Below are 14,890 nucleotides of genomic sequence, written 5' to 3' on the forward strand. Positions count from 1 at the left end.
GCACTCCTCAATCTTCCAGCACTGCGATGCCCGGAAGTTCCTTGCCCTCCAGGTATTCCAGCGACGCGCCGCCGCCGGTGGAGATATGCGAGAAACCGTCATCGGGCAGCCCGAGCGCACGCACGGCCGCGGCCGAATCGCCGCCGCCGACGACGGTGAACGCACCCTTACCGGTGGCCGTGACGATGGCCTCGGCCACGCCGCGGGTACCGGCCGCGAAGTTCTCGAACTCGAACACGCCCATCGGGCCGTTCCAGAACACCGTCTTCGCCTCGGTCAGCAGCGCCGCGAACCGATCGGTGGATTCGGGTCCGATGTCCAGACCCATCCAGCCGTCCGGAATCTCGTGCGCGGGCACGACCTTCGAGTCGGCGTCGGCGGCGAACTTGCTCGCCGCCACGATGTCGCGCGGCAGGTGAATGACGTCCGCGTACTGGTCGAGCAGGCCCTTGCAGGTCTCGATCATCTCTTCCTGCAGCAGCGAGCTGCCGACCGAAAGCCCCTGTGCGGCAAGGAAGGTGAAGCACATGCCGCCGCCGATGACCAGCGTGTCGACCTTCGGCGCGAGCGCCTCGATCACCGCGAGCTTGTCGGAGACCTTGGAACCGCCGAGCACGACCGCGTACGGCCGCTCGGTGTCCTGCGTCAGCTTGGCGAGCACCTCGACCTCGGCCGCGACCAGCTTGCCCGCGTAATGCGGCAGCAGCTTCGCCACGTCGTACACCGACGCCTGCTTGCGGTGCACCACACCGAAACCGTCGGAGACGAACGCGCCGTCGTCGCCGACCAGCTCGACCAACGCGGCGGCGAGCTTGGCCCGCTGCGCGTCGTCCTTGCTGGTCTCGCGCGGATCGAAGCGGATGTTCTCCAGCAGGAGCACATCGCCGTCGGTCAGCCCCTCGGAGCGCGCAAGCGCGTCTCCGCCGACCACGTCACCAGCGAGCTGGACATTGCGGCCCAGCTCTTCGGCGAGCTTCGCGGCGACCGGCGCCAGCGAGAGCTTCGGGTCCGGCTCACCTTTCGGACGGCCGAGGTGCGCGGTGACGACCACCTTCGCGCCGGCCTCGACCAGCGCCTTCAGCGTCGGCACCGAGGCGATGATGCGACCGGGATCGGTGATCTGACCGTTGTCGTCGAGGGGGACGTTCAGGTCGGAGCGCACCAGGACGCCCCGACCTTCGACACCCTCGTTCAGCAGATCCTCGAGAGTTTTGACTGTCATGGCCTCAGAGCGACTTGCCGACGAGGCCGATGAGGTCGGCGACACGATTGGAGTAGCCCCACTCGTTGTCGTACCAGCCGACGACCTTGACCTGATCATCGATGACCTTGATCAGCGGCGCGTCGTAGATGCACGAGTGCGGGTCGGTGACGATGTCGCTCGACACGATCGGGTCGACGTTGTACTTCAGGATGCCCTTCAGCGGTCCCTCGGCGGCGGCCTTGTAGGCGGCGTTGATGTCGTCGATCGAGGCCGACTTGCGCAGGGTGACGGTGAGGTCGGTGACCGAGCCCGTCGGAACCGGCACGCGCAGCGCGTAGCCGTCCAGCTTGCCCTGCAACTCCGGGAGCACCAGGCCGATGGCCTTGGCCGCACCGGTGCCGGTCGGCACGATGTTCAGCGCGGCCGCGCGGGCGCGACGCAGGTCGCTGTGCGGGCCGTCCTGCAGGTTCTGGTCCTGCGTGTAGGCGTGGATGGTGGTCATCAGACCGCGCTCGATGCCGAAGCTGTCGTTCAGCACCTTCGCCAGCGGGCCGAGGCAGTTGGTGGTGCACGAGGCGTTGGAGATGATGTTCTGGCTGCCGTCGTACTTGTCGTCGTTGACGCCCATGACGACCGTCAGATCCTCGCCCTTGGCGGGCGCGGAGATGATGACCTTCTTGGCGCCCGCGGCGAGGTGACCCTTCGCCTTGGTGGCATCGGTGAAGATGCCGGTGGACTCGACCACCACGTCGACGCCCAGGTCGCCCCACGGCAGCGCCGCCGGGCCCTCCTTGATGGCCAGCGCCTTGATCCGCTGGTCACCGACCACGATGGTGTCGTCGCCGTCGAGCGAGACATCCTGCGGCAGGCGGCCGAGGATCGAGTCGTACTTGAGCAGGGTCGCGAGAGTCGCGTTGTCGGTGAGGTCGTTGACCGCGACGATCTCGATGTCGGTGGTGCCCAGCGCCTTCTGCGCCTCCACCGCCCGGAAGAAGTTACGTCCGATACGACCGAAGCCGTTGATGCCTACCCGGACAGTCACGTTATCGCTCCTCAGCTTTCAAGCGGATCATTCCGATGTCTAGTAACAGTAGTGCCCGCCTGTAACCCCACCGACATGCACCTGTCCGTTGTGAACTGGCGATCTCGACGCGGTCATCAGGCCACCAGGGTGCGAACGTTCCCGAGTCACCACTTCACTACGGTAACCAGGGAAATCAATCACCGACTGGTCTGTTTCCTCACAGTCCGGCGCGCCGACCAGCGCAGGAACATCGTCAAGAGTCCTGGCATTCCGACACACCGGTCATTCTGACGTCACCGGGGTTACCCGGTTCCCGTTCCCGCACACGTGTGCGTTGTTCGGGTTGATCGCCGACACTTCGGGTCGGACTCCGGCTCATATCGCGACCCAGCCCGTTAGCGAGATCATCCGGCCGGTCACCCAACGGGGGCGACCGGCCGGATGACAAACTCCCGAATCAGGCCTCGTCGAGCAATTCGGCCGTGACAGCGGACTCCGTGTCCGGGATGCCGAGCTCCTTGGCCCGCCGGTCCGCCATCGACAGCAAGCGCCGAATCCGGCCCGCCACAGCGTCTTTCGTCATCGGCGGGTCGGCCAGCTGGCCGAGCTCCTCCAGCGAGGCCTGCCGATGCTGCACGCGCAGTTTGCCCGCGGCGGCGAGATGGTCGGGCACGTCGTCGCTGAGGATCTCCAGCGCACGCTCCACCCGCGCGGCCGCGGCGACCGCGGCCCTGGCCGAGCGGCGCAGGTTGGCGTCGTCGAAGTTGGCCAGCCGGTTGGCGGTAGCCCGCACCTCGCGGCGCAGCCTCCGCTCCTCCCAGACGATCCGGGTGCCGTGCGCACCCATCCTGGTGAGCAGCGCGCCGATGGCCTCGCCGTCGCGCACCACGACCCGGTCGGTGCCGCGCACCTCGCGCGCCTTGGCGGTGATGCCGAGCCTGCGGGCCGCGCCGACGAGCGCGAGCGCCGCCTCCGGACCCGGGCAGCTGACCTCCAGCGCGGACGAGCGACCGGGTTCGGTGAGCGAACCGTGCGCGAGAAACGCTCCGCGCCAAGCTGCTTCGGCATCGGCGATGCTGCCGCCGACCACCTGCGCGGGCAGGCCGCGTACCGGACGACCACGCACATCGAGCAGCCCGGTCTGCCGGGCCAGCGCCTCGCCCTCCTTGGACACGCGCACCACGTAGCGGGAGGTCTTGCGCAGACCGCCCGCGCCGAGCACGTGCACATCGGAGCCGTAGCCGTATAGCTCGAAGATCTCCCGGCGCAGCCTGCGTGCGATGGAACCCATGTCCACCTCGGCCTCGACGATCACCCGCCCGCCGACGATGTGCAGGCCGCCCGCAAAGCGCAGCAGCGCGGACAGTTCCGCCTTGCGGGAACTGACTTGCGACACCGTGAGCCTGCTCAGCTCGTCTTTCACATCGGCTGTCATCGCCACGAGACGCGCTCCTTTCCACCCAACCCGGAACGCACATCCTGACCCATGTGCCGTCCCTCGACTCGAAGCCCTGCCATTTGTGGCCGAGGTTGCCGGATCAGTTGATCCAGTGCGGCGGCAAGCTTTCCGGGGTGATGCCGGTCCGTTCCCGCTTCGGCGACATCGGAGAAGGTTACCCGTGCCCGCAACTGTTCGGCAGCTCTCGCCACATGTTCTCTTTCGCGACCCTCGGGCACCGACCCCGAATCGACCAAAACTTCGTCGACCACGAATTCCGGTGCGTGCTGGGACAATACATGCAGGTGCCGTTCGGCGGAGAAACCCGCCGTTTCGCCGGGCTCGGCGGCCAGGTTCAGCACGAGAACTTTTCTCGCTCGGGTGTACACCAGCGCCTCTCGTAGTTCGGGGACGAGCACATGGGGGATGACGCTGGTAAACCAGGAGCCCGGTCCGAGCACGACGACGTCGGCGTGCTCGATGGCCGAGGTGGCCTCCTGGCTGGCGGGTGGATCGGACGGAATCAACCGCACCCGCCGGACTTTTCCTGGGGTGGTCGCGATGGCGACCTGGCCGCGGATGCAGCGGCTGACGCGCGGATCCGCTTCCAACCCAGCCACATCCGCTTCGATATCGAGCGCGATGGGCGACATCGGCAGCACCCGTCCGGTGATGCGCAACATCTTCGCGAGTTCGTCGAGCGCGGCGACCGGGTCGCCGAGCACCTCGGTGAGGCCGGCCAGGATGAGGTTGCCGACCGAGTGGCCGGCCAGTGCGCCGGTGCCGCCGAAGCGGTGTTGCACGGTCTTGGTCCAGATTCCGTCGGAGTCCGCGGCCAACGCGGCTAGCGCCATCCGTAGGTCACCGGGCGGTAGCACGCCCAGCTCGGCGCGTAGGCGACCGGACGAGCCGCCGTCGTCCGCGACGGTGACGACCGCGCAGATCTTTCTGGTCAGCCGCCGGACGGCGGTCAACGTCGCGTACAGGCCGTGCCCGCCGCCCAGCGCGACGATATTCGGGTCGGATTCCCACCCCGTCATGCCGGCGCCTCGCTGACACTCGGCTCGCGCGCACTCATTCGCGCCCCAGATCACGATGCACGACGCGCACCACGTCGGCGGGGCCCTCGCTCCCGCCGGTGCCCTCGCTCATCAGTTCGCCGAGAGCCTCGGCTATCGCCACGCTGCGGTGCCTGCCTCCGGTGCAGCCCACTGCCACCGTCATGTATCGCTTCCCCTCTTGGCGGTAACCGTTCATGGTCAGCTCGACCAGGTGGTGGCAGGTACGCAGATAGTCGGCCGCGCCGGGACGCGACAACACGTACTCGCTCACCACTGATTCCTGACCAGTGTGTTCCCGCAATTCCGGTATCCAATGTGGATTAGGTAGAAAACGCACATCCAACACCATGTCGGCGTCCAGTGGAACCCCATGCTTGAAGCCGAAGGATTGCACGGTCAGCTGCAATGCACTGGGTGCACCGTCGCCGAAGGCCTCTTCCAACTTGCGGTGCAGCTGGTGGATGGACAGTTCGGTGGTGTCGATGACCAGGTCCGCCGCGGTTTTCACGGCCGAGAGCCGGATGCGTTCGGCGGCGATGCCCGACGAGAGCGTGCCGTCTTTGCTCTCGCTTTGCAGGGGATGGCGGCGGCGAGCGAAACCGAAACGCCGGATCAGGACATCGTCGGAGGCTTCGAGAAACAGCACCCTGGTTTCGATGCCGAGTTTGCGCAACTGCTCGGTGACCACCGAGAGGTCGCCGGTGAAGAACCTGCTGCGCACGTCCATCACCAGGGCCAGACTGCGGATCGGCGGGTCGGCGGAGGCACCGAGTTCGACCATCCGGCCGATCAGCTCCGGCGGCAGGTTGTCGGTGACGTACCAGCCGAGATCCTCGAGTACGCGGGCGGCGGTGCCGCGGCCCGCGCCGGATAGTCCGGTCACGATGACGACTTCGACCTGCGGGTTCGCCGCTGCGACAGCGCTCGAGGGGCCGGCCCGCCCCTCGGTCTGTCGCGGATCACCCGCAGTGTTGTTCGCTTCGACGCGTGTCATGTCCTACCGGATCCGTCACACGACTGCACCTCGCGGGCGCTCGGCTCCGCCGTGCGCCGTCGCACGCTGTGTTGTCGGTTCACTCGCTGCGCTCGCTCTCTGGGTACCTCTCGAATCATCCCGCACCGGTTCCGGTATCGGGCGCAGACATGCGCGATCACCTTCCGTGGTGCACGTGGAAGGCTAGCGACTCCACCGCCCCGCCGCTCGGTTCCGTCGGGTGCCCGCACGCGGTATATCCCTGGCTGCTCGCTGACGCTCGCGCACAAACATGTGTTGGAACGGTACCGAGAATATAGGTGTATCGGAGCAAAGCCGATGTTTCCGATGGTCCTCAGCCCTCCTGAAGCGCCGCGAGCACGGCCTTGGCGGTGGCCACTCCGATGCCGGGGACCTCGGTGATCTCCTCCACCGTGGCCTGCTTGAGTTTGGCGACGGAACCGAAATGGGTAACCAGCGCGGTTCGGCGCGCCGTCCCGAGCCCGGGCACCGAGTCCAGCGCGGATGCGGTCATCCGGCGGGAGCGTTTGCTGCGGTGGAAGGTGATGGCGAACCGATGCGCCTCGTCGCGGATCCGCTGCAACAGGAACAAGGCCTCGCTGTTGCGCGGCATGATCACCGGGTCGCTCTCCCCCGGCACCCACACCTCTTCGAGGCGTTTGGCCAGGCCGATGACCGCGACATCGGTGATGCCGAGTTCGTCGAGCACCTCGGCCGCGGCCGCGACCTGGGGTGCGCCGCCGTCGACGACGTAGAGGTTGGGCGGGTAGGCGAATTTACGCGGGCGGCCGGTCTGCGGGTCGATGCCGGGGCGGGACACGAGTTCGGCGGTGTCGTCGAGGGCTTCGACCTCCGCCAGGTCCTCGTTCACCATCAGCTCGCGCTCTTTCTGCAGCTTGTAGAAGCGCCGCCGGGTCACCTCCCTGATGCTGCCGACGTCGTCGGAGCGGCCGTCGCCCGCGGCCTCCTTGATGGTGTAGTGCCGGTATTCGGACTTGCGGGCCAGGCCGTCCTCGAACACCACCAGCGAGGCGACCACATCGGTGCCCTGCACGTGGCTGATGTCCACGCACTCGATCCGCAGCGGGGCGCTGTCCAGTTCGAGGGCGTCCTGGATGGCTTGCAGCGCAGCCGATCTCGACGTCAGGTCGCCCGCGCGCTTGAGCTTGTGCTGCTGCAAGGCCTCCATCGCGTTGCGCTGCACGGTCTCGGCGAGGGCCTTCTTGTCGCCGCGCTGCGGCACCCGCAGCTGCACGGCCGAGCCGCGCAGGTTCGACAGCCACTCCTGCAACTGCTCCGCGTCGGCCGGGAGTTCGGGGACCAGCACCTCCCTGGGCACCACGGTCGCGGGCTGCTCGGCCTCGCCCAGTTCCGCCACCGCGACCTGCTCGCCGTAGAACTGGGTGAGGAACTGCTCGACCAGCACGGCCAGTTCGCTGCCCGCCTCCGGGGAGTCGGGCTCATCGCGATGTGATTCGGAGCCCTCCGTGGTTACGCCGGCTGCCTCCTCCGGGCTTGACCGCACCACGTCGAGGACGTCGCCGGATTTGTCGACCACCCAGCCGCGCTGACCACGGACCCGGCCGTCGCGGACGTGGAAGATCTGCACCGCCGCCTCCAGCTCGTCGGTGGCGAAGGCGATCACGTCGGCATCGGTGCCGGTGCCGAGCACCACGGCCTGCTTCTCCAGCGCGCGGCGCAGCGCCTGCACGTCGTCGCGCAGGCGGGCGGCGTTCTCGAAGTCGAGGTCCTCGGCGGCGTCCTGCATGCGGCGTTCGAGCTGGCGCACCATGCGGTCGGTGCGCCCGGCCAGGAAGTCGCAGAAATCCTCCACGATCTGGCGGTGCTCGGCGGCGCTGACCCGGCCGATGCACGGCGCCGAACACTTGTCGATATAGCCGAGCAGGCAGGGCCTGCCGATCTGGTTGTGCCGCTTGAACACTCCGTTGGAGCAGGTGCGCGCGGGGAACACCCGCAGCAGCAGGTCCAGGGTTTCCCGGATCGCCCAGGCGTGCGCGTAGGGGCCGAAGTACCGCACGCCCTTCTTGCGCGCGCCGCGGTAGACGAACAGGCGCGGAAACTCCTCGTTCAGCGTCACCGCGAGCACCGGATACGACTTGTCGTCCCGGTATCGCACGTTGAACCGGGGGTCGAATTCCTTGATCCAGTTGTATTCGAGCTGCAGTGCCTCCACCTCGGTGGAGACCACGGTCCACTCGACGCTCGCGGCCGTGGTGACCATCTGCCGCGTGCGCGGATGCAGCGACGCGACGTCGGCGAAGTAGGAGTTCAGCCTGCTGCGCAGGCTCTTGGCCTTGCCGACGTAGATGACCTGCCGATATGCGTCCCGGAACTTGTACACCCCTGGTTCGACGGGAATCGTGCCCGGCTTGGGCCGGTACGTCGCTGGATCTGCCACCCATCAAGCCTATCGAGCACGTCCGACAAGCTCGGCAAGGCGATCCGAGTTCGGTTCTCGTGCGGGATCGCACCCCGGATCGACTGGGTGTTTTTCGCCGAAACACACTCCTGGACAGCGGGTTCGGCGGCCGGGTTGCGGGCGCACGTCATACGTCGGCGCCGAACCACTCCTTGGCTTCGGCGCGGCACAGCTGGTAGACGACGGCGCTCGACGTGCCGAGGGAAAAGAGCACCGCCACAATCCACTGCTCGAACGGAATGTCGTTGGGTTGGGTTCGCCAGCCGACCACCGCCTGCGCGAGCGCCAAGATGATCGCCAGCACCCGCACGCCGCTCGCACCCCGGATAAATCCCCAGGCGACGAGGCCCAACAGCCAACTGAACAGGAACTGGATGGCCGCGCCGCCCGCGGCCTCGGCGCTGCGCGTCACACCCATGATCACCGGATAGGCCAGTCCGAATCCTGCCAACCCCCAGGCGGCTTCCCGTGCTTCTCTGACGGTCTCGGGCAGCTCGGTCAGCGCCCATAATTTCTCGGCGACCGCTAAATCCTCGTCCGAAAAGTCCGCGCCCACGGCGCTCCCCACTCCCGATCAACACTCTCGACCCGTATCGACGGGTGCGCCAGCAGGACGCTAGAGCACCGGAGAGAGTCGGACAACTCGGGCGCGGCGGGGGTTATCCGGAAATGATGCCGTGTTGATTGCGGGCGCGCCGGTCGATCAGGACAGTCCGTGCTGGTGCAATGCGTCGAGCAGACCGGACGGGCGTTCGGCGGTGGGCAGCGGGTCTACCAGGGCAAATCGGCAGCCGAGAGCGGCCGCGCCGCCGTCTGCCTCGGCGCTGTCACCGACCATCAGCGCGGCGTCGGGGTCGACGCCGAGTTTGTCGAGGGTGCCGGCGAAAATTCGGGGATCGGGTTTCACCGCGCCGATCTCGAAGGAGAGGGCGAAGGCGTCGATGTAGCGATCCCAGTTCCGGCTGGTGAAGGCGGGGCGGATGTCGAACGCGATGTTGCTCACCACGCCGACTTGAATGCCTTGTGCCGCAAGCGACGTCAGCGCTTCGGCGACGTCGGGGTAGGGCGTCCAGGACATCGGATCGATCAGGCGGCCGTAGAGGACGGCGGCTTGCTCGTCGGTCGGTACCCCGGACTTGCGCAGGACCTCCAGGTAGGCCCGCCGGTGCAGCTTTGGGTCCAGGTCACGGTTGTCCCAGGCGTGCTGGCCGTCGGCGTCGAAACGCACCAGCTGGCCGACCGGTGCGGTCATCCTGCGCAGGATCTCGGCCTTCTCGTGCACATCGAAGGGGCGGCCGTCGGCCGCGACCAGGTCCGCACCCCAGGATTCGTCCTCCTCCAGTCGAAACAAGGTTCCGGAATAGTCGAAGAGCACCGCTTCGATGGTCACCGGATCAGCCTACCGACCGGTCCGCCGCGCTCGGCTTCGTCGCAGGTCACGAGGGTGACGGGCGGATATGTGGTGGCGCGCAACCGAGTTCGTCGTCCGCACGCCCGCCTGGTTGTGCCGGGCAGAATCTCTTCGATGCGCCGACTTCCTTCCGGCACTGGTATCGCCGGACTCTCCCGGTCTTGGTCGGACAAACTCTCCCCCGGTCTCGGTGCCGAGCGTTAGAGTCCCCCCATGAGGCGCGCGCGAGGAACGTGGACGGGTGTGGCGGCAGTGGTGCTGCTCGCCCTCGGGACGGTCACGGCTTGTTCGTCCGACGAGGACAAAGCCGGAGCCGTCTGCGACACGGTGCCGAACGGGACACCGGTGGCCGCGACCTCGGCAGGCGCCACCGGCGGCAAGACCCAGGACATCAGCACCAACCCGGAGATCTCCACCGGATACCGGTCGGGGATGACGGCGGTGCGCACCAAGACGTATGCGGTGGCGACGGCGAACCCGGTGGCCACGAAGGCCGCGTGTGGCGTGCTGCGCGAGGGTGGCACGGCCGCGGACGCGCTCATCGCCGCGCAAACGGTGCTCGGCCTGGTGGAACCGCAGGCCTCCGGCATCGGCGGCGGCGCGTTCCTGATGTACTACGACGCCACCACCAAGACCGTGGACGCCTATGACGGGCGAGAGGTCGCGCCTGCGGCGGCCACCGAGAACTACCTGCGCTGGGTCAGCGACACCGATCGGTCCGAGCCGAAACCGAACACGCGCGCCAGCGGCCGATCCATCGGCGTGCCAGGGGTTTTGCGGATGCTGGAGATGGCGCACCGCGACCACGGCAAGACCGGATGGCGGGAATTGTTCGACCCGGCCATCGATCTCGCCGATCGCGGGTTCCCGATCAGCCCGCGCTTCGCCGGGCAGATCGCGGAGTCCGCCAAGGATCTCGCCCTCGACGAGGCAGCGAAGGCGTACTTCCTGAATCCCGACGGCACGCCCAAGCCCGCGGACACCATGTTGACCAACCCCGCGATGGCGAAGACGCTGGGCGCGGTCGCCACCGAGGGCGCCCAAGCCTTCTACACCGGCGCCATCGCGGCCGACATCGTGGACGCGGCCACCTCCGCGTCCGGCGGCCGCACCCCGAGCCTGATGACCACCGCCGACCTGGCGAACTACCAGGCGAAGAAGCGCACCGCGCTGTGCACCACCTATCGCGCGCACGAGATCTGCGGCATGCCGAACCCGTCGTCGGGCGGCAGCACCGTCGCCGCCACCCTCGGCATTCTGGAGAACTTCGACCTCGCCGCGCTGCCGCCGGACAACCTCGGTTCCGGTTCCGACGCTCGCAACGGCGGCAAGCCGAAGGCCGACGCGGTCCATCTGATCGCCGAGGCCGAACGCCTCGCCTACGCGGACCGCAACAAGTACGTGGCCGACTCGGACTTCATTCCGCTGCCGGGCAATTCGCCGCAGACCCTGGTGGACAAGAACTACCTGAAGCAGCGCTCCGCATTGATCGACCGCGGCCGCAGCATGGGCACCGCACAGCCCGGCGACTTCGGGCCCGTCCCGCTCGGTGTCGGCGCGCAGCCGCCCGAGCACGGCACCAGCCACATCTCGGTGGTCGACAAGTACGGCAACGCCGCGGCCATGACCACCACGGTGGAGTCCGCGTTCGGCTCATTCCACCTGGTCAACGGTTTCGTGCTGAACAACCAGCTCACCGACTTCTCCGCCGACCCGCTCGGCACCGACGGCGCACCGGTCGCCAACCGGATCCAGCCCAACAAGCGCCCGCGCAGCTCGATGGCGCCCACCCTCGTCTTCGACAAGGCACCCGACGGCACGCGCGGCGCCCTCACCCACCTCGCCGGCTCCCCCGGCGGCTCGGTGATCATCCAGTTCGTCGTGAAAACCCTGATCGGCATGCTGGATTGGGACCTCGACCCGCAACAGGCCGTCTCCGCCCTGTCGTTCGGCGCAGGCAACACCCCGTCCACCGGCGTCGGCGGCGAACACCCGAGCATCAACACCGCCGACAACGGCAACAACGACGCCCTGGTCATCCGCCTCCGCGAACTAGGCCACCAGGTCACGGTCGCGCCGCAATCCAGCGGCCTCAGCGCACTCCAACGCGACGGCGACGGCTGGATCGGCGGCGCCGACCCGCGCCGCGAGGGAGCGGTCCTCGGCGATACCCGCTGAGTCGTCATCCCGCCGCCGACGGGGCCGGCTCGACGCCGTCCTCGTCGCGCGTGTCGGGGGTTTATCTCGTGGTAGCACCGCGGTTGGCGGTTAACCTGCAGTTATGCAGACCGGTGCGTTCGTCCTCGCGGAGGCTTTCGCCGAGGATCCGCTGATGACTTACTTCTGGCCGCGACCTGGGTTGCGGCGGCATGCGCTGCCGGCGTTCTGGGATTCGCGTATTGCCTCGCGCGCCGATACGGGCATGGTCGATGCGGCGTGCGACGCGGACGGGACCATCGTCAGCGTCGCACTGTGGGAACCTCCGGGGGTTATCTCCTCGATCGCGAAACCGTTCACCCTGTTCCGGGCGTTGAAGGGCAGTCTCCCCCGGGCACTTGCGGCTTCCCGCCAGATCGAAGACGTCCGGCCCGATACACCCCACCTGTATCTCGCCGCCGTCGGTACCCACCCGAATTGTCGGCGTCAGGGCTTCGCGTCGTCCCTGATCGAGCAGCGGCTGGCCGGCTCGACCGAGCCCTGCTTCCTGATCTCCAATTCCCGTGCGGCCTGCCCGTTCTTCGAACGCTTCGGCTTCAAGCGGCAGGGCGAGCTATCCATCGACCACGGGCCCATCGTCTATCCGATGCTGCTATCCCGCTGAACCTCGATACCGGGCGGCGCAATCGGAGCGTCACCGATCACTTCGGCTCGGCTGTGTACTTCACACCCAGTTCGCGAAGCTGCTCCATTGCTTCGGCGGCACGCTCCTTGTCGTTGGAGCGGATGGCCAGCATGGGGACGTAGTCGTCGTTGACGAGTTCGAGTCGGGCCCAGGCTTTTCGGTCGGGGAAAGTGACGCCGCGGACGGTGTCCCAAGAGAAGTCGTTGTCGCCGAGGATGTTTCGCACCGAGACGCCGGCGGCGCCGACCCGCACCCGCGGCCGGGTGAGCAGCAGGACCGCGGCGGCGATGACCAAGCCGATGCCGATCATGGCAATCTGATCGACGACGCGGAAGTTCACGCCGGTCGAACCGGTGCGCAGCCAGATACCGCCCGCGAGGAAGGCGGCGGCGATCACGACGGCGACGATTCGCGCGTTGCGCACGGCTCGGCGGGGACGGATCTCGAGCTCCCACTCGGACGTATCGCCCTGTCCTGCGGCGGGTTCAGCGTTCCTTCGGAAAATGCGAGAGACCGGCATCAGTGACCCGCACCTACCCCTGCGACACTGCGCGCGGCATGGAACTGCAAAACGCCCGCGACAGCCGCCGATCCGATACCGGGAACCGCTGCCGAACCACAGCGGACGACTACGCGGTGGAGCCCGACCGCACCCACTACGCGGACTGCCGCAGGGAACGCAGCGTCAGCGCGGCATCGAGTGCCGCGGCACACGCCTGCTCACCCTTGTTCTCGGCCGACCCGGGCAGACCGGCCCGATCCAGCGCCTGCTCCTCGTTGTTCGTGGTGAGCACCCCGTTCGCGACGGGCGTGCCCGCGTCCAGCGACACCCGGGTGAGCCCGGCGGTGACCGCATCGCAGACGTACTCGAAATGCGGTGTGCCACCCTGGATCACCACACCGAGCGCGACCACCGCGTCATGCGTGCGCGCCAGCTCCTGGGCCACCACCGGCAGTTCCATCGCGCCCGCGCAACGCACCACCGTGACGTGCAGGACGCCGGCGTCTTTGGCCACCTGCTCGGCGTTCGCCAGCAGGGTGTCGCAGATGGTGGTGTGCCAGCGCGACGCGACGATGCCGAGTTTCAGATCCTTGGCATCCGCGAGCGCGAAAGTCGGTACGCCGGTACCGCTCATCGATGTCTGCCTCTCCGTGAATTAGCGGGCGGTCTCGCCCAGATCGATGTCGTCGAGCCCGATCAGGTCGTGGCCCATCCGGTCGCGCTTGGTCCGCAGGTAGCGCAGGTTCTCGGCGTTGGCGCGCAACGGCATCGGCACCCGGTCGGTGATCCGCAGGCCGTAGCCGTCCAGGCCGACGCGCTTGGCCGGGTTGTTGGTGAGCAGTCGCATCGACCGAATTCCGAGGTCCACCAGGATCTGGGCGCCGGTGCCGTAGTCGCGGGCGTCGGCGGGCAGCCCGAGCTCCAGGTTCGCGTCGACCGTGTCGTGGCCGGAGTCCTGCAACTGGTAGGCCTGCAGCTTGTGCATCAGCCCGATGCCGCGGCCCTCGTGCCCGCGCATGTACAGCACCACGCCGCGGCCTTCCTGGGCCACCATTTCCAGCGCGGCATCCAGTTGCGGACCACAGTCGCAACGCAGCGAACCGAACACATCGCCGGTGAGGCACTCGGAGTGCACCCGCACCAGCACGTCCTCGCCGTCGGCGAGATCGCCGCGCACCAGCGCGACATGCTCGACCTCGTCGTAGATGCTCTGGTAACCGACGGCCATGAATTCGCCGTGCGCCGTGGGGATCCGCGCCTCGGCGACGCGCACCACGTGCTTCTCGTGCTTGCGCCGCCAGGCGATCATGTCGGCGATGGAGATGAGGGCGAGGTTGTGCTCGTCGGCGAAGACGCGCAGTTCCTCGGTGCGGGCCATGTGGCCCTCGTCCTTCTGGCTGACGATCTCGCAGATCACGCCCGCGGGACGCAGTCCGGCCATCCGGGACAGGTCGACCGCGGCTTCGGTGTGTCCCGGCCTGCGCAGCACGCCGCCGTCCTTCGCGCGCAACGGCACCACATGGCCGGGGCGGGTGAAGTCGTCGGCCTTCGCCTCGTCGGAGGCGAGCAGTCGCATGGTGGTGGCGCGGTCGGCACCCGAGATGCCGGTCGTGATGCCCTCGCGGGCGTCGACCGACACGGTGTAGGCGGTGCCGTGCTTGTCCTGATTCATCGCGTACATCGGCGGCAGGCCCAGCCGATCGCAGTCGTCACCCGTCAGCGGCACACAGATGTAACCGGAGGTGTAGCGAATCATGAAGGCCACCAGCTCCGGGGTGGCCTTCTCCGCCGCGAAGATGAGGTCGCCCTCGTTCTCGCGGTCCTCGTCGTCGACGACGACTACGGCCTTACCGGCGGCGATGTCGGCGACTGCGCGCTCGATGGTGTCGAACCTGGTCACGTCTGTTGTGCTCCATCTCGAATTAGGTCCGCCCCTACACTACGGCGTCGCTCGCGGATGATGACCGCCCGGCC

The 14,890-nt window shown here is 67.8% G+C and carries 13 protein-coding genes; 2 read left to right on the forward strand and 11 right to left on the reverse strand.

Annotated features, from left to right (window positions below; translation table 11 throughout):
• Positions 1 to 7 precede the first annotated feature (7 nt).
• The 8 genes from pgk to DMB37_RS07085 form a co-directional block, all read right to left on the reverse strand.
• Positions 8 to 1,222 (reverse strand): phosphoglycerate kinase, encoded by a 1,215-nt coding sequence (gene pgk / locus DMB37_RS07050; RefSeq protein ID WP_135232018.1) that lies wholly within the window; start codon positions 1,220 to 1,222, stop codon positions 8 to 10.
• Positions 1,223 to 1,226: 4 nt separating this feature from the next.
• The gene (gap, locus tag DMB37_RS07055) at positions 1,227 to 2,246 is read right to left on the reverse strand and encodes a type I glyceraldehyde-3-phosphate dehydrogenase (RefSeq protein ID WP_107657914.1); all 1,020 of its coding nucleotides are present in this window, start codon (positions 2,244 to 2,246) and stop codon (positions 1,227 to 1,229) included.
• Between the two features lie 439 nt (positions 2,247 to 2,685).
• Positions 2,686 to 3,669, reverse strand: coding sequence for a DNA-binding protein WhiA (gene whiA / locus DMB37_RS07060; protein WP_040736336.1), 984 nt, complete (start codon positions 3,667 to 3,669; stop codon positions 2,686 to 2,688).
• Entirely contained in the window at positions 3,660 to 4,706 is a 1,047-nt protein-coding gene (gene yvcK / locus DMB37_RS07065) for a uridine diphosphate-N-acetylglucosamine-binding protein YvcK (RefSeq protein WP_107657915.1), read from the reverse strand. The genes whiA and yvcK overlap by 10 nt, the downstream gene beginning before the upstream one ends.
• A 34-nt stretch (positions 4,707 to 4,740) precedes the next feature.
• A complete protein-coding gene (rapZ, locus tag DMB37_RS07070) occupies positions 4,741 to 5,721 on the reverse strand; it encodes an RNase adapter RapZ (RefSeq protein ID WP_240772276.1) in 981 nt (326 codons plus the stop codon).
• 334 nt (positions 5,722 to 6,055) lie between these two features.
• Entirely contained in the window at positions 6,056 to 8,140 is a 2,085-nt protein-coding gene (uvrC, locus tag DMB37_RS07075) for an excinuclease ABC subunit UvrC (protein WP_135232019.1), read from the reverse strand.
• Positions 8,141 to 8,288: 148 nt separating this feature from the next.
• Complete coding sequence (locus DMB37_RS07080; RefSeq protein ID WP_135232020.1) at positions 8,289 to 8,717, reverse strand: hypothetical protein; 429 nt, start codon at positions 8,715 to 8,717, stop codon at positions 8,289 to 8,291.
• Positions 8,718 to 8,864: 147 nt separating this feature from the next.
• Positions 8,865 to 9,551 (reverse strand): HAD family hydrolase, encoded by a 687-nt coding sequence (locus tag DMB37_RS07085; protein ID WP_135232021.1) that lies wholly within the window; start codon positions 9,549 to 9,551, stop codon positions 8,865 to 8,867.
• 234 nt (positions 9,552 to 9,785) lie between these two features.
• On the opposite strand from DMB37_RS07085, the gene DMB37_RS07090 reads away from it, so the two are divergent.
• Both DMB37_RS07090 and DMB37_RS07095 read left to right on the forward strand, forming a co-directional pair.
• Entirely contained in the window at positions 9,786 to 11,750 is a 1,965-nt protein-coding gene (locus DMB37_RS07090; RefSeq protein WP_135232022.1) for a gamma-glutamyltransferase family protein, read from the forward strand.
• Positions 11,751 to 11,853: 103 nt separating this feature from the next.
• Positions 11,854 to 12,393 carry a GNAT family N-acetyltransferase gene (locus DMB37_RS07095; protein WP_135232023.1) on the forward strand — a complete coding sequence of 180 codons (540 nt, stop codon included), beginning with the start codon at positions 11,854 to 11,856 and terminating at the stop codon, positions 12,391 to 12,393.
• A gap of 37 nt (positions 12,394 to 12,430) precedes the next feature.
• Here DMB37_RS07095 and DMB37_RS07100 read toward each other — a convergent pair whose 3' ends face one another.
• From DMB37_RS07100 to DMB37_RS07110, 3 genes are all read right to left on the reverse strand, one after another.
• A complete protein-coding gene (locus tag DMB37_RS07100) occupies positions 12,431 to 12,934 on the reverse strand; it encodes a PH domain-containing protein (protein ID WP_135232024.1) in 504 nt (167 codons plus the stop codon).
• A gap of 136 nt (positions 12,935 to 13,070) precedes the next feature.
• The gene (gene ribH / locus DMB37_RS07105) at positions 13,071 to 13,550 is read right to left on the reverse strand and encodes a 6,7-dimethyl-8-ribityllumazine synthase (protein WP_135232025.1); all 480 of its coding nucleotides are present in this window, start codon (positions 13,548 to 13,550) and stop codon (positions 13,071 to 13,073) included.
• Between the two features lie 21 nt (positions 13,551 to 13,571).
• Positions 13,572 to 14,816, reverse strand: coding sequence for a bifunctional 3,4-dihydroxy-2-butanone-4-phosphate synthase/GTP cyclohydrolase II (locus DMB37_RS07110; protein WP_135232026.1), 1,245 nt, complete (start codon positions 14,814 to 14,816; stop codon positions 13,572 to 13,574).
• Positions 14,817 to 14,890 lie beyond the last annotated feature (74 nt).

The sequence above is a fragment of the Nocardia sp. CS682 genome (assembly GCF_004634405.1).
In the GTDB taxonomy this organism is placed as follows: Bacteria; Actinomycetota; Actinomycetes; order Mycobacteriales; family Mycobacteriaceae; genus Nocardia; species Nocardia ninae.

What these genes read in the sequence shown, in the direction of transcription:
- DMB37_RS07095 (WP_135232023.1), top strand. Translation starts at nt 11,854, where the DNA reads ATGCAGACCGGTGCGTTCGTCCTCGCGGAGGCTTTCGCCGAGGATCCG.
- ribH (WP_135232025.1), bottom strand. Translation starts at nt 13,550, where the DNA reads ATGAGCGGTACCGGCGTACCGACTTTCGCGCTCGCGGATGCCAAGGAT.
- yvcK (WP_107657915.1), bottom strand. Translation starts at nt 4,706, where the DNA reads ATGACGGGGTGGGAATCCGACCCGAATATCGTCGCGCTGGGCGGCGGG.
- DMB37_RS07100 (WP_135232024.1), bottom strand. Translation starts at nt 12,934, where the DNA reads ATGCCGGTCTCTCGCATTTTCCGAAGGAACGCTGAACCCGCCGCAGGA.
- pgk (WP_135232018.1), bottom strand. Translation starts at nt 1,222, where the DNA reads ATGACAGTCAAAACTCTCGAGGATCTGCTGAACGAGGGTGTCGAAGGT.
- DMB37_RS07090 (WP_135232022.1), top strand. Translation starts at nt 9,786, where the DNA reads ATGAGGCGCGCGCGAGGAACGTGGACGGGTGTGGCGGCAGTGGTGCTG.
- rapZ (WP_240772276.1), bottom strand. Translation starts at nt 5,721, where the DNA reads ATGACACGCGTCGAAGCGAACAACACTGCGGGTGATCCGCGACAGACC.